The organism is Mesorhizobium sp. BHscii, from assembly GCF_053848065.1.
The window spans coordinates 55,705-69,866 of the sequence record NZ_JBSPKW010000021.1 but is presented as its reverse complement, the minus strand read 5'-3'; the positions used below and the strand labels follow the sequence as shown (position 1 = coordinate 69,866).

The window sequence follows — 14,162 nt, the reverse complement described above, 5'->3', positions numbered from 1 at the left end:
GCGCGAACAAATTCTACGAGCTGCTGCACTGCAACAGGTAGGTTGCGCTGCAATAATGGTGTCGCACGCATGAAATTCGGCCAATCCTGTTGCGCGAGCACGCCATAGCCGACGTCCAGTGGCTTACGTCGAACAGAGCGTCGCTCCGTGCAAAGAACCTGCCCACCAACAGCCGCGTGATGGCAAGTGACAACCTGTAACGTTTCAGTATATATAGTGTTCATCAGGCGGAGTCGTGGGAGAGCCGCAATCCGCCGATTGCCGGCCTGCACGGCAACTGCTATGCGCCTGACGGGCGGGATGAATGGACAGACATCAGACGGAAAAGGACGATGACGCGTCGGGACAAGGCCGGCCGACGCTGAAGACGCTTGCCTTCATGACCGGGCTGGGCGTCACCACCGTATCGCGGGCGCTGAAGGACGCGCCCGAGATCGGCGCCGAGACTAGGCGGCGCGTCCAGCTCGTCGCCAAACAGATCGGCTATCGCCCCAATCGTGCCGGTGTGCGCCTGCGGACCGGCAAGACCAACGTCATCAGTCTCGTGCTCAACACCGAGCGCGAGATCATGAGCTTTGTCTCTGATATCATCTACGGCGTCTCGGAAGTCATCGCCGACACACCTTATCACCTGATCGTCACGCCTTATTCACGCTCGCAGGATCCTCTGGACCCGATACGTTATCTGGTGGAAACCGGCTCCGCCGACGGCGTCATCATTTCGCGCACTCAGCCGAATGACCCCAGGGCCCGTTACATGCTGGAGCGTGGTATCCCTTTTGCCACGCATGGCCGCACCGATATGGGGCTGATCCACCCCTACCATGATTTCGACAACTACGCTTTCGCGGCCGAGGCTGTACGCCATCTGGCCGGCATCGGCCGCAGCAGGCTGGCTCTGCTGGCGCCTCCAGTCGAGCTGACCTACCACAGTCATACGCTCAACGGCTTCACCGATGCGCTGAGCGAGGTCGGTGCCAGCGAAATCCCGTTCAACACCGTTTCGATCGACCATTCAATCGAGCAGATCAGAATGAGGACCGCACAGCTGATGCGCCGCGACGCCAGGCCCGACGGTTTCGTCAGTAGTGCCGCCGCCGCTACACTCGCCATCGTCGCCGGCATCGAGGACGCCGGCCTCAAGCTCGGCCGGGACGTCGACGTGGTGTCCAAGCAGTCGTCCGACCTGCTCCACCTGTTCCGTAGGGAATTGCTGGTGGTCAACGAGAACTTCCGATTGGCCGGCGCCGAGCTCGCCCGCTCAGTGTTGGGCTGGATCGGCGGCGCAGCACCTGGCTCCTTGCAGAGCCTGAGCATGCCGACCGAGGTTCTGGCCTATCGCCGCGACTAGCCTGCCGCCCCACTCCCCCACGGGCCATGGAACGCGCCCTGCCCGTCGATACGCTCGAAGCCGTGCGCGCCGAAGAAATCGCGCTGCGCCTGGATCAGGTTCGAGGTGCCGCGGCCCTGGCGGTAGCTATCGAAATAGGCGAGCGCGGACGACAGCGCCGGCACCGGCGAGCCAGCCTCCGACGCTCTTGCCACGATGCGCCGGAGCGATGGATGCGCCTCCTGCATCATTGCGATGAAAGCCGGTGCCATCAGCAGATTGGTCGCCGCCCCACTCTTGCCGAAGGCTTCCGCTATCGTATCCAGCAATTGCGAGCGGATGATGCAGCCGGCCCGCCAGATCTTGGCGATGGTCGGCATCGGCAGGTTCCAGTTGAATTCCTTCGAGGCGCCGCTCATCACCGCGAAGCCTTGCGCATAGGCTGATATCTTGCCGGCGAACAGCGCCAGTTCGAGATCGCCCAGAAGCGCGTCCTTGTCTCCGGAAATCTTGGTCACGCCGCCATTGCCATAGGCCTTTTCGGCGGCCAGGCGCTCGTCCTTGATCGACGACAGCACGCGCGCCGCCACCGCGGCCTCGATCGCGGTGGCCGGAATGCCGAGCTGCTGCGCCTCGATGACCGACCATTTGCCGGTGCCCTTCTGGCCGGCGCGGTCGAGGATGACGTCGACCATCGGCTTGCCGGTCTTCGGATCGTCGGCGGCCAACACCTTGGCGGTGATCTCTATCAGATAGGAGTTGAGCCGGCCCTTGTTCCAGCCGGCAAACACTTGTGCGATCTCCTTCGGCGCCATGCCGAGCCCGTCGCGCAAGATGCCGTAGATCTCGGCGATCATCTGCATGTCGGCATATTCGATGCCGTTGTGGATGGTCTTGACGAAATGCCCGGCGCCATCGGTGCCAAGCCACGCCGCGCAGGGCTCATCCCTGAATTTGGCCGAGATGGCGGTCAGCACCCTTTCGACGCGTTTCCAGGACTCTTCCGTGCCGCCGACCATGATCGACGGTCCATGGCGCGCGCCCTCCTCGCCGCCGGACACCCCCATGCCGATGAAGGTGAGATCCGAATCGGAAAGCTCGGAGAAGCGCCGCATCGTGTCGCGGAAATTGGCGTTGCCAGCATCGATAACGATGTCGTTGGCCGACAACACGCCGCGCAGTGCCGCGATCTGCTCGTCGACCGGCTTGCCGGCCAGCACCATGATGATGATCGGACGGGGCGGCCGGATGGCAGCGGCGAGTTCCTCCAGGCTATAGCAGGGCACCACCATATCCCTGAGCGCCCCGGCATTCGCGACAAAGGCGTCGGTGCGCGCCGCGGTGCGGTTGAAGACGGCTATGCGGTGCCCCTTCTCGGCGATGTTGAGCGCCAGGTTGGAGCCCATCGTGCCAAGGCCGATCAGGCCGATTTCGGCTTTTTCCATCGTTTCTTCCCTGCTTTCGGATCTTTTGTTGATTTGTTGCGACGCCCATTCTTTTCGGGATGCCATTCTTGTCGAGATGCCAATCTTGCCGAGATGAATGACGGGCGTTCAAGGCTGCGTCAACCGCCTCGCCGAATTGTGTTGCAGCCGTGGCGTGTTGAGATTCAGGTCAGGCCGAGCCGAAAATGGTGGTTTCCGAGAACCGGAGCGGAGCGTACCTAAGTACGTGAGCACCGGAAGCGCAGGATACCGCCATTTGCAAGCCGGCATCACCTCAATATCAGCACGTCACTCCGGCCTGATGTCGATCGGCGCCTCTATCTGCACGATCTCGAAATCCGAGATGAGGATATCGAGCCGCGCTGTCCATCGGCCGGGAACCGGGACGACGAGATCGTCGACGCGCCAGGTGCCGTCGCCTGGCTTTGTCGCCGCGCGCTTGATCGGCTCGATGCCGGAGTCAGGTTTTGATAGCACCAACGTCACTTGGCTTGCGTCGAGCGGGCCGAAATCGCCGGTCATTATGACCATCGAGGCGGCAACGGGCCCAACATGGCCGGGCGTGATGCTGAGGTCGGCCATCGCCTTCGGCGTGTGGATATGGACCGACGCCGGCTGCGCTGCTGCGATCGCCAGGGCGCGTGGCGGCGGCGTGAAACGCCAGCCGGCGGCAACGCCGAAGATCGCCAGAACGATCAGCATTTCAATGCTAATCGAGCGGACCAGCCTCCTCTGTACTTCTGTCTCTCCCGCTTCGGCCGGACCGGTCAGCTTCCAGCGGTTGGTCGCGGCCAGCGTGAACAGAAAGAACAGCAGTCCCAGCTTGACCAGCAGCAGCCCGCCATAGGCAGTCTCGAGCAAAGCTGCGGGCGCCTGCACCTGGATGACAGCCAGCACGATGCCGGTGGCCGTAAGCACGGCCACGACGGGCAGTATCACTTGGGAAAACCGGCGCAGGAAAGGCGTGGCCTCGACCGGCTTCCGCCTGATGGCGAGACTGAGCGGCGCCAGCGCCCCGGCCCAGAAGGCAATGCCGGCACCGTGTAGAAACACCATCGGCCTTGTCAGCCATTGCGGTTCGGCGGCACTTGCATGCCCGCTGGCGGCGAGGGCGGCACCGACAGCGGCCAAGCCGGCAAGGGCAAACAGTTTTGCACCGCCGCGCGGCCCGACAAGCGACAGCAGCCCAAGCCCGAGCGCCACCAGCGCGACCAGGACCGTCCAGCCGAAGCTTGTGCCGAGCCCGGCCTGCCAGACGCCCGGCTGCGCCAGCCGGACGAGCGGCGCACCGAGCGCGTCCAGTCCCTGGAAGCCGAGCGACAAAGGCGCCGCGACAAGGCCGCATAGGATTGCGGCGATGGCGAAGCGCTGGCCGGAACGTCCGCCCTTCGCCAGCCAAGCGATGGCAAAGGCGCCGCCGACGCCGAGAAAGAGGCCGACATAGAGAAAGATCTTGCCGATCCAGATCGCCGACCTCAGACCCCGGTCGACGACTTCGGAGAGGGCCGGCGCAGCACTCGGCGCGCCGATGGAAAACAGCACCGAGCCGCCGACCGGATGGCCATCGGCGGAAATCACCCGCCAGCTCAGCACATGTGTGCCGGACCCGAGCGTTTGCGGATTGTCGATCTCGACCGTCTGGACACTGAGCCGAAAGGACGTCAGCGGAACCGGCGTCCCGTCAGGCCGCACCAAGGTCAGCACCAGCGGTGACACCGGTTCGCTGAAGGTCAGCGAAAATTGCGTAGGACTTTGTCCCAGCACCGCGCCATCAGCCGGCTCGGTCGTGATCAGCGCCGCATGGGCAAAGACCTGAGTTGGCGCAGCAATTATGGCGAGCAGCACGATCGCAGCCAGCTGCCCGACCGCAAGCCGACCGGCGACGCGCTTGCTGGTTGTGCAGATCGTCCGAAGGAAGGGTGCCGCGCTCATGCCACTGCCATACAAACAGCGGCGCGCTCTTTCGGATAGAGCGCGCCGCCCAAGGATCACTTCTTCGGCAGCAGCTTGAGACCAGGCGCGGGATATTCCAGCGCATCCTCATCCTGGCCGGCCGCCGGAATCTCGATCCAGCGTTCGGCAATGCCATCGCATTCCTGCACCACCGGGAAATGGAGCGTTTGGCCGGCCGGCAGATCCGCCGCCAGTGTCCCGCGGAAAACGAACTCGTCGTAGAATTCGTCCGGCAGGCTGCCGCCGCTCCAATCGACTTCCCTAGCGCCTGATGTCACCGCTTGACCATGGAGCTGGTAGGATTTCTCGTATCTGCCCTTCTTGACCTGCAGCGTCCAGCCCGGCTTCGGCATCGGCTTCACCGAAATCACCCCTTCCGGGATCTGCACGCGCACGGCCGTCGTCGCCTTGCCCTCACAGCCATGCGGCACGCGCAGGACAGCCTTGTAGGTCGAACCGACCGCCGCCTCCTGCGTTTCGAGCGTGACGTGGGCGAAGGTCGCGCTTGTCCCCAAGACGAAAAACGCGCCGACCGACAAAAGATACCTGTTCATGATGGTCCTCAAATTTCGACTTGTCCGGATCTGGCCGGGTCAGTTGGCGTGATTGTCCATACCGCCCGTTTCGCCGATGCCTTCCACGGCGAAGTCGACAGTTACGGTGCCAGCCTTCTCGAAGATCAGCGTGGCTGGAAACGTCTCGCCTTGCTTCGGTTGCCGTTTCAGCCCGACGAACATCAGATGATAGCTGCCGGGTGCCAAAGCGACCTTACCCCCGGCCGGAACTTCAAGGCCACCGGTGACCGGCCGCATGGCCATGACGCCATCGCTCACGTCCATCTCATGCAGTTCGGCCTTGGCCGAAATCTCAGAGGAGATCGACAGCAGCCGGTCCGGCGAACTGCCGGTGTTGGTGACGGTGAAATAGCCGCCGGCCACTTTGGCGCCGGGCGGTGTGGCGCGCGACCAGGGATGCCCGATCTCGAGGTCACCAACCCTAAACTCATGCGCGAAAACGGCCTGGGCGCTGACGAACAGCAGGGCGAGGAGGAACACGGTGACGCCGAGTCGCTCCTCGAAGCTGCGCAGGAAGGACCTGTTGCGGCCGAGCCGCGCGCGAAAAGTGTGAGACATGATAGCTCCAGGAACTGAGAAATCGCGCCGTCGGCCGGTCGCGAACAGTTTCGATGTTGAACGAATCCGCCCGCGAAGGGTTTCCGCAAGGCGATCTGGGACGGATCAGGCCTTAGCCGGGGGCGCGCGCGGATTCGACGGAGAGCGGTCGCGGCTGAAATCGAGGTGCCGGAACGCCGGCAGCACAAATGCGACGGTTTCGACGGAAAAGTTGCCGGCCAACATGCCGGCAGCGGGCGGCGGCGCGTAAGCCGCCGGGGCCATGCCACAGCCGAGCACACAGCAAGCCGGCACGTGCTGCTGGTGCGGATCGCCGCCTGGAAGCTGGGCCGCGCCCTTCTGGGTGCAGATGACATTGCCGAAGGCGTCGAGTTGCGAAGCATCGGGGAAGCCGGAGGCGAATGCGCCAAACATCGACTGGAGCACGAGCAAATAGGCCGCGGCGAACGCGGCCGGCATGCTCCATCGTCTCCGCCGGATGTTCAAAAGCCTGCCTCTTCACGCAGCAACGGCAAATACCTAGCACGCGCTCGGCGGGCGGAAAATCGCCAAATTACTACTGCGGCAACGCAGCGCTTTAAGCCCGCTACGGTTGCTGGCCCTCGGGGATCGAGGTCAACAGGGTATTGCGCGCCGACTTCAGATGCTTGCGGCAGGCGGCGTCGACCTTGCCGAGATCGCGCGATTTGAGCGCCGCGATATAGGCCAGGTGTTCCGCGACCGCCACTTCGTTGCGCTCGCGCTCCTGCGCCTTATTCCACTGGTAGTGGTAGTGGAAGATCATGGCGATGACGTCGTAGAAATCGACGATGAAGCGATTGTGCGACGCGCGGTGGATCAGCCGGTGAAAGCGCTCGTCGAGCTCCGAGAATTCGTTGAAGCGCGTGGCGATCTCGCGCGCCAGCCGGCGATGCTCGTCTTCCAGCCGGTCGAGGTCGGCCCAGACCGGGCTGTCGTCCGGCAGGGCGGCGAACGCGGCAGCCGAGCGCAATTCGAACATCTCGCGGATTTCGGTCAATTCCAGCGCGAAAGCGCGGGTAAAACCTTTCAGCACCCAATGGCTGTTGCGGCGTTTCTCGATCAGCCCGAAGCGGGAAAAGCGGATCAGGAACTCGCGCACGCTGGTGGTGCCGACGCCGATCTCGCGCGCCAACTCGAGTTCGTTGATCTGCATGCCGGGCTCGGCGCCGCCGGCAAGCAGCCGCCGCATGAAGGAGCGCTCGATGATCTGCGACAGCGTGTCGGTCTCTTCCTCGGGGAAAAAATCGTCCGGCCGCGGCACGCGCAAAACCGTCTTGCTGCGCTTGTTCCAGGCAATCAGCCCCGTCTCTTCCATGCGCGTAAGGATGGTGCGGATCGTCGTGCGGCTGACGCCGAGCAGCGTGCCAAGCTCGGGCTCGGACGGCAGGCTTTTCGTTTCGTCGAGCAGCCGCAAACCCCGATTGTAGGCGTCTTTGTAGACGTTGTTGCTCTTCGACATCCCCTGCCCCGTTACGCCGGCGCTTGCAGCGGCGGTTTGAAGCGCGATATGACAAATGTTCCAAACGCAAAGGCCCCCAAAAAAGCGAGAATCGCTTTTCGAAAGTCAGCCCTGGTTCCAGTGTCCGATCCTCTGCACATCCATAAGAACGCGCGGCGCTGTCACGAAAAAACAATTGACGCAAAACTGTTTTTTCACGATAAAAGACATTAACTGTTAACAGGCGCGTGTCAATCCGCTTGCCGATCCCAGGAACCCCAGGAAACTGCCCGTGAACGCCGCAAACAGCATTCTTCTGTCCCCCGCCGACAATGTCGCGGTCGCCAACGGCCGCATCGAGATCGGCGCGGTACTGCCGGGCGGTGCCGTCGCCACCGCGTTGATCGAACCCGGCCACAAGGTTGCGATCAAGCCGATCGCCGCCGGCGAGGCCGTGGTCAAATACGCTCAGGCGATCGGCCGCGCCACCCAGGACATCGCACCCGGCGAGCATGTCCATTCGCACAATCTGGTCTTCGAGTCCGGGCGTTTGCCGGTGGTGCCGCCGAGCGAAGCCGTGCACGCGACCGAGGCCGACCGCGCCCGCACCTTCATGGGCTACCGTCGCGCCGACGGCCGTGCCGGCACGCGCAACTTCGTCGGCATTCTCGCCAGCGTCAATTGCTCGGCCACCGTTTGCCATGCCATCGCCGACGAGGCGAACCGCACGCTCCTGCCCAGATATCCCGGCATCGACGGCTTCGTTCCGATCGTCCACGGCCAAGGCTGCGGGATGAGCGCCACCGGCGACGGCATGATGGTGCTGCACCGCACGCTGGCCGGCTACGCCCGCCATCCGAATTTCGGCGGCGTGCTGATGGTCGGGCTCGGCTGCGAGGTCAACCAGCTCACCCTCTATGGCCAGAAGGGTGTCGCTGCGGGAAAACGCCATTTCAACATCCAGGAAGCCGGCGGCTCGCGCAAATCGGTCGAGAAGGCGATGCTGGTGCTGGCCGAGATCGCCGAGGAGGTCGGCAAGCTTGAGCGTGAGCCGATCCCGGTCAGCGAGATCGTCGTCGGCCTGCAATGCGGCGGCTCGGACGGCATGTCCGGCATCACCGCCAATCCGGCGCTGGGCGCCGCCGTCGACATCCTTGCCGGTGTTGGTGGCATCGGCATCCTCTCCGAGACGACGGAAATCTACGGCGCCGAGCATCTGCTTGCCTACCGTGCGGCGACCCCGGAGATCGCAGCCAAGCTCGATGGCTATGTGAAGTGGTGGGAAGACCATGTCGCCAAGCATGGCGCCTCCATCGACAACAATCCGTCGCCCGGCAACAAGCGCGGCGGCCTGACCACCATCCTGGAGAAGTCGCTTGGCGCGGTCGCCAAGGGCGGACAGACGCCGCTCAACGGCGTCTTTGGCTATGCCGAAAAGGTCACCGGACACGGCTTGGTGTTCATGGACACGCCCGGCTACGACCCGGTTTCCGCCACCGGCCAGGTGGCAGGCGGCGCCAATGTCATCGTCTTCACCACCGGCCGCGGTTCCTGCTTCGGCTGCCGGCCGACGCCGTCGATCAAGGTCGCCAGCAACTCGACCATGTACCACACCATGGAAGAGGACATGGACGTGAATTGCGGCGTCATCGCCTCGGGCGAAAAGACCATCGCCGGCATGGGTCGCGAGATCTTCGAACTGATCGTCGAGACGGCTTCCGGCCGCAAGACAAAGAGCGAGGAGTTCGGCTACGGCGACAACGAGTTCGTGCCCTGGCACCTCGGCGCGACCCTCTAGACCATCCACTAACTGACTTAAGACATGGACGGGCCGGCAAATGGCCGGTGGGAGGCTTTGCATGAAGAAACGCTGTGTCGGCAGCACCGCGCTGGAAATAACCGACGTCAGCTTCGGCGGCGCGGCGGTCGGCGGCCTCTATCGCGCCTGTTCGCGTGAAGCGGCGATGGAGACGCTACGGGTCGCCTGGGAAGCCGGCCTGCGCTATTTCGATACGGCGCCCTTCTACGGCTTCGGCCTCTCGGAACGCCGCTTCGGCGATTTCCTGCGCGACAAGCCGCGGGACTCCTACGTGCTGTCGACCAAGGTTGGGCGCCTGTTCCGGCCGGTGCCGGAAGACCAGATTCCGGACCATTCCTATGTCGATCCGTTGCCCTTTGCGCTCGACTACGACTATTCCTATGACGGCATCATGCGCTCGGTCGAGTTCAGCTATGCGCGGCTTGGCCTCAATCGAATCGACATCCTGTTCGTCCACGACATCGGCGTCTACACGCATGGGGCCGAGAAGACGAAGCTGCATTTCCGCCAGTTCATGGATGGCGGGCTGAAGGCGCTGGAAGAGCTGAAGTCGTCCAGGGTCATTTCCGCCTACGGCCTTGGCGTCAACGAGGTTCAGATCTGTCTCGATGTGCTGCGCCAGGCGCCGCTCGACTGCATCCTGCTCGCCAGCCGCTATTCGCTGCTCGACCGCACCGCCGAAGCCGAATTGCTGCCGCTTTGCCGGCAACGGCAGACCTCGCTGATCATCGGTGGCGTCTTCAATTCCGGTATCCTGGCAACGGGCCCGGTACCGGGCGCCCATTTCGATTATCTGCCGGCCACCGCGGACATTCTCGGCCGCGTCGGGGCGATGGAAAAAATCGCCGCCGAAGGCGGCTATCCGCTTGCAGCGGCGGCGTTTCAGTTCCCGCTGCACGAGCCTGTTGTCGCTTCTGTGCTGACGGGCACCGCCAAACCGACCAATCTGGCGCGAAATCTCCAACTGCTCGACATCCAGGTGCCCAAAACCGAATTCGCCAAATATGATCCTTACACGGTCGTACAGAAACTCGGCTGACGCGCTGCGGCCTTCGCCCTCGGTTAAACGGCGGACGGCGCGATCAGGAGGCGTAACAATCGTACGCCCTCAAAAGAATGAATATTCCATCTTGACTGGTTGGTGGAATTAATATTCCATACCTTTCGGAGAGGATCTGTAGGGTTTGGCAATGAGATCGGTCTAGCCATAAGGAGACCGATGCGAAACACCGCTTGCGTCGACCCAGCCTATGCACTATCAAAATGCGGTAAATGTTTTTTATTGATAAAGTTCTGTTTGGGCAGCGCCTACCCAAACCGAGCTTCAGCAACGTTCACCGGGCGACTTAGGGAGGAAGCCTTATGAAATTCGTGACCAGCATTCTCAACCGCCGCGCATTCGTGGCGCTCGCCGCCGCCTCGATGCTTGCCGGCGTGTTGCATTCGGCGCCAGCTTCGGCGGCGGACGTAACCATTCCGATCATCGTCAAGGACACCACCTCTTTCTACTGGCAGATCGTCCTGGCCGGCGCCCGCAAGGCCGGCAAGGACCTCGGCGTCAACGTGCCGGAGCTCGGCGCCCAGGCGGAAACCGACGTCAACGGCCAGATCTCGATCCTTGAAAACGCCGTCGCCGGCACCCCGGCTGCCGTCGTTATCGCACCGACCGAAGCCAAGGCGCTCGGCAAGCCGATCGATGAGGCAGCCACCAAGGTCAAGATCATCGGCATCGACTCCGGCGCCGACTCCAAGGCCTTCACCTCGTTCCTGACCACAGACAATATCCAGGGCGGCCGCGTCGCCGCCGACGGGCTGGCGGCCGCGATCGGCGAAGCCAATGGCGGCAAAATCGAGGGCGACGTCGCCCTGATCACCGCACTTCCGGGCGCTGGTTCGCTCGAACAGCGCGCCCAGGGCTTCAAGGAGCAGCTTGCCGCCAAATATCCCGGCCTGAAGCTTGTTGCCGACAAGTACGCCGACGGCCAAGCCACTACCGGCCTCAACATCGCGACCGACCTGATAACCGCCAATCCGAACCTCAAGGGCATCTTCGCCTCCAACCTGATCATGGCGCAGGGCGTCGGTCAGGCGATCGCCGAGAACAGCCTGGCCGGCAAGGTCGGACTCGTCGGCTTCGACAGCGACGAGAAGCTGATCAAGTTCCTCAACGACGGCGTCATTTCGGCTCTCGTCGTCCAGGATCCGTACCGGATGGGCTATGACGGCATCAAGACGGCGCTCGCGGCCTCGAAAGGCGAGAAGGTCGAGGCCAATGTCGACACCGGCGCCAACCTCGTCACCAAGGCCAATATGAAGGATCCGAAGATCGACGCGCTGCTCAATCCGAAGCTCGACTGAGCACCGGCAGGCGCACCGTTTCCGGGGCCTCGTTGCCCCGGAAACACCCTGAAAGTGGTTCGAAATCAGCCGGCTTCAATACCCTTGACGATGCGACCCGGCCAGCATCGCTACGTGCCAATCGTGAGGCCAATCTGGGAGGATTGTCATGACATCGACGGCGCAGGAACTGCATCCGGCCCCAACGCTGGAACCGGGCAGGACGATCCTCGAACTCAAGGGCTTGGAGAAGCGATATCCCGGCACGCACGCGCTGAAGCCGGTTAACCTCGCCTTCAAGGCCAGCGAAATCCACGCCATTGTCGGCGAGAACGGTGCCGGCAAATCCACCCTGATCAAGCTGCTGACCGGCGTCATGCCGCGCACCTCTGGCGACGTCATCTGGGAGGGCAAGCCGGCAGCGCTGGCGACGCCGCATGAGGCGATGGCGCTGGGCATCAATGCTGTGCATCAGGAGGTCGTTCTGTGCCGCCATCTCACTGTCGCAGCCAACATGTTCCTCGGCGAGGAGGATTCCCGCTTCGGCATCCTGCAGCAGCGGGCCATGGTCAGGGAAGCGCAGAAGATCATCGACGATCTCGGCTTTGATCTGCCGGCGCATGTCGTGCTGGGCGACCTGACCATAGGCCAGCAGCAGCTGATCGCCGCCGCCCGCGCCACCGTGCGCGGCACCAAGTTCCTGATCTTCGACGAGCCGACTGCCTATCTCACCCGGAAGGAAGCCGACCAGCTGTTCACGCTGATCCGCCGGCTGAAGGGCGAAGGCGTCACCATCATCTACATCAGCCACCGCATGGAAGAGGTGTTCGAGCTCGCCGACCGCGTCTCGGTGCTGCGCGACGGCACGCTTGTCGGCACCAGGAACATCGCCGAAACCAACGACGCCGAGCTGGTCAAGATGATGATCAACCGCTCGATCGAGCAAGTCTATCACAAGGAGCATTTTACCCCGGGCGCGACGCTGCTCGAAGCCAGAAATCTCTCCGGCAAGGGCTTCGAAAATGTCTCGATGACGGTCCGTGCCGGCGAAATCGTCGGGCTCTACGGCCTGATCGGTGCCGGGCGCAGCGAGTTCGTCACCACGCTTTACGGCCGTCATCGCAAGTCGGCCGGCCAGATCCTCTGGGAGGGCAAGGCGGTTCAGGTCAATTCCGAGCATGACGCTATCAGGCTCGGCATGGCGCTGGCGCCGGAAAGCCGCCGCGACCAGGGCCTCTGCCTCAACCTGCCGGTCGGCCTCAATCTCAATCTGCCGATCTACAAGCGCATCTCCAGCAATCTGCTGATCTCCGGCGCACAGGAGAAGACCGAGGCGGATCGCCAGATCGCCAATCTCAGGATCAAGACACCGACCCGCAGCGCGCTCGCCTCCAGCCTGTCCGGCGGCAACCAGCAGAAGATCGTCATCGGCAAGTGGCTGGCGCACGGCGCCAAGCTGTTCATCTTCGACGAGCCGACAGTTGGCGTCGATGTCGGCACCAAGGCCGAGATCTACCGCCTGTTCAGCGCGCTTTTGTCCAATGGCGCCGGCATCATCCTGATCTCGTCCTATCTGCCCGAGGTCTATGAACTGGCCGACACACTGCATGTGTTCCGGCGCGGCAAACTGGTGGCCACTCATGGATTCCGCACTGCCGACCATGAGGAGATCCTCACCCAAGCGCTGGCCGAGAAACAAGAAAAACCGGGAGGACAGATATGAGCACCGAGGCGATCCCGGCCGAAAGGCCGAAACGCAACTACAACGCCCTGTTCGGGCTGACACTGCTGGCGCTGCTGGTATTGTTGTGGGTCATCCTGTCGGTGGCGACGCCGAGCTTCGCCTCCGCCAACAACATCTCGAATCTGCTGCGGCAAGGTTCGATGATCGCCATCCTGGCAGTCGGCCAGACCTTTGTTATCATCACCGGAGGCATCGACCTTTCCGTCGGCGCCGTCGTCGGCTTCGCCACCGTCATCGTGGCGATGTTGATCAATGCCGGCGTGCCGATTTTCCTCGCCATCCTGATCACCTTGCTGGTCGGCGTCGCCATCGGCATGTTCCATGGCTTTGGCATCGTCAGAATGGGCCTGCCGCCCTTCATCATCACGCTGGCGACGCTGACATCCTTGCGCGGCATCGGCCTCTTGATGACCAACGGCAACTCGATCTCGATCAACAACGATGCCTTCCAAATGTTTTCGCGCAGCTCGTTTCTCGGCGTCCCCAATCTGTTCTGGATGGTGATCCTCGTCGGCATCCCCGCCTACATCTTCTTGCATCACAGCCGCTGGGGCCGGTATCTGTTCTCGGTCGGCTCCAACGCCGAGGCATCGCGTCTGTCCGGTGTCAACGTCCAGCGCACCATCTACATGGCCTATACGCTGTCGGGCCTCTGTGCGGCTTTTGTCGGCGTGCTGCTTGCCTCGCGCATCGGCATCGGCAATCCGACGCAGGCCGAGGGCTGGGAGTTGCAGGCGATCGCCTCATCGGTGATCGGCGGCACCTCGCTGTTCGGCGCCGTCGGCTCGGTGCACGGACCGCTGCTCGGCGCCTTCATCCTCGCCACCATCAACAACGGCGCCAATCTCTTGAACGTCAATGCCTTCTGGCAGCGCATCATTACCGGCGTGCTGATTATCGTCATCGTCTATTTCGACGGCCTGCGCCGCCGCGGCAAGTAGA

General features: G+C 63.0%; 12 protein-coding genes. 6 read left to right on the top strand and 6 right to left on the bottom strand.

The window, feature by feature from the left end; translation table 11 throughout:
- Nucleotides 1–304 precede the first annotated feature (304 nt).
- On the top strand, nt 305–1,351 hold the full coding sequence (locus ACWTU7_RS24720; protein ID WP_455840674.1) for a LacI family transcriptional regulator: 1,047 nt from the start codon (nt 305–307) through the stop codon (nt 1,349–1,351).
- On the opposite strand, the gene gndA is transcribed toward ACWTU7_RS24720, so the two are convergent.
- The 6 genes from gndA to ACWTU7_RS24690 all read right to left on the bottom strand — a co-directional run bounded on the left by gndA (nt 1,348) and on the right by ACWTU7_RS24690 (nt 7,341).
- Nucleotides 1,348–2,775 (bottom strand): NADP-dependent phosphogluconate dehydrogenase, encoded by a 1,428-nt coding sequence (gndA, locus tag ACWTU7_RS24715; protein WP_455840675.1) that lies wholly within the window; start codon nt 2,773–2,775, stop codon nt 1,348–1,350. The genes ACWTU7_RS24720 and gndA overlap by 4 nt on opposite strands.
- Nucleotides 2,776–3,063: 288 nt before the next feature.
- Entirely contained in the window at nt 3,064–4,707 is a 1,644-nt protein-coding gene (locus ACWTU7_RS24710; protein WP_455840676.1) for a copper resistance CopC/CopD family protein, read from the bottom strand.
- A gap of 56 nt (nt 4,708–4,763) precedes the next feature.
- Nucleotides 4,764–5,282, bottom strand: coding sequence for a YcnI family copper-binding membrane protein (locus ACWTU7_RS24705; RefSeq protein WP_455840677.1), 519 nt, complete (start codon nt 5,280–5,282; stop codon nt 4,764–4,766).
- A 39-nt stretch (nt 5,283–5,321) separates the two neighbouring features.
- A complete protein-coding gene (locus ACWTU7_RS24700) occupies nt 5,322–5,861 on the bottom strand; it encodes a copper chaperone PCu(A)C (protein WP_455840678.1) in 540 nt (179 codons plus the stop codon).
- Nucleotides 5,862–5,966: 105 nt separating this feature from the next.
- Nucleotides 5,967–6,320: a DUF2946 family protein gene (locus tag ACWTU7_RS24695; RefSeq protein WP_455840679.1), complete on the bottom strand. Its 354-nt coding sequence runs from the start codon at nt 6,318–6,320 to the stop codon at nt 5,967–5,969.
- Between the two features lie 127 nt (nt 6,321–6,447).
- Complete coding sequence (locus tag ACWTU7_RS24690; protein WP_287092605.1) at nt 6,448–7,341, bottom strand: GntR family transcriptional regulator; 894 nt, start codon at nt 7,339–7,341, stop codon at nt 6,448–6,450.
- A 271-nt stretch (nt 7,342–7,612) separates the two neighbouring features.
- Here ACWTU7_RS24690 and ACWTU7_RS24685 point away from each other — a divergent pair, with 271 nt between their 5' ends.
- From ACWTU7_RS24685 to ACWTU7_RS24665, 5 genes are all read left to right on the top strand, one after another.
- The gene (locus tag ACWTU7_RS24685; protein WP_455840680.1) at nt 7,613–9,118 is read left to right on the top strand and encodes a UxaA family hydrolase; all 1,506 of its coding nucleotides are present in this window, start codon (nt 7,613–7,615) and stop codon (nt 9,116–9,118) included.
- Between the two features lie 61 nt (nt 9,119–9,179).
- Complete coding sequence (locus ACWTU7_RS24680; protein WP_455840681.1) at nt 9,180–10,178, top strand: aldo/keto reductase; 999 nt, start codon at nt 9,180–9,182, stop codon at nt 10,176–10,178.
- Nucleotides 10,179–10,501: 323 nt separating this feature from the next.
- Nucleotides 10,502–11,497, top strand: a complete 996-nt coding sequence (locus ACWTU7_RS24675; RefSeq protein WP_065009741.1) for an ABC transporter substrate-binding protein — start codon at nt 10,502–10,504, stop codon at nt 11,495–11,497.
- 148 nt (nt 11,498–11,645) lie between these two features.
- Nucleotides 11,646–13,199: a sugar ABC transporter ATP-binding protein gene (locus ACWTU7_RS24670; protein WP_455840682.1), complete on the top strand. Its 1,554-nt coding sequence runs from the start codon at nt 11,646–11,648 to the stop codon at nt 13,197–13,199.
- A complete protein-coding gene (locus ACWTU7_RS24665; RefSeq protein WP_095520284.1) occupies nt 13,196–14,161 on the top strand; it encodes an ABC transporter permease in 966 nt (321 codons plus the stop codon). Before ACWTU7_RS24670 ends, ACWTU7_RS24665 begins: the two co-directional genes overlap by 4 nt.
- Nucleotide 14,162: the final 1 nt, after the last annotated feature.

What these genes read in the sequence shown, in the direction of transcription:
- ACWTU7_RS24690 (WP_287092605.1), bottom strand. Translation starts at nt 7,341, where the DNA reads ATGTCGAAGAGCAACAACGTCTACAAAGACGCCTACAATCGGGGTTTG.
- ACWTU7_RS24720 (WP_455840674.1), top strand. Translation starts at nt 305, where the DNA reads ATGGACAGACATCAGACGGAAAAGGACGATGACGCGTCGGGACAAGGC.
- ACWTU7_RS24695 (WP_455840679.1), bottom strand. Translation starts at nt 6,320, where the DNA reads ATGCCGGCCGCGTTCGCCGCGGCCTATTTGCTCGTGCTCCAGTCGATG.
- gndA (WP_455840675.1), bottom strand. Translation starts at nt 2,775, where the DNA reads ATGGAAAAAGCCGAAATCGGCCTGATCGGCCTTGGCACGATGGGCTCC.
- ACWTU7_RS24700 (WP_455840678.1), bottom strand. Translation starts at nt 5,861, where the DNA reads ATGTCTCACACTTTTCGCGCGCGGCTCGGCCGCAACAGGTCCTTCCTG.
- ACWTU7_RS24675 (WP_065009741.1), top strand. Translation starts at nt 10,502, where the DNA reads ATGAAATTCGTGACCAGCATTCTCAACCGCCGCGCATTCGTGGCGCTC.
- ACWTU7_RS24670 (WP_455840682.1), top strand. Translation starts at nt 11,646, where the DNA reads ATGACATCGACGGCGCAGGAACTGCATCCGGCCCCAACGCTGGAACCG.
- ACWTU7_RS24710 (WP_455840676.1), bottom strand. Translation starts at nt 4,707, where the DNA reads ATGAGCGCGGCACCCTTCCTTCGGACGATCTGCACAACCAGCAAGCGC.
- ACWTU7_RS24665 (WP_095520284.1), top strand. Translation starts at nt 13,196, where the DNA reads ATGAGCACCGAGGCGATCCCGGCCGAAAGGCCGAAACGCAACTACAAC.
- ACWTU7_RS24705 (WP_455840677.1), bottom strand. Translation starts at nt 5,282, where the DNA reads ATGAACAGGTATCTTTTGTCGGTCGGCGCGTTTTTCGTCTTGGGGACA.
- ACWTU7_RS24680 (WP_455840681.1), top strand. Translation starts at nt 9,180, where the DNA reads ATGAAGAAACGCTGTGTCGGCAGCACCGCGCTGGAAATAACCGACGTC.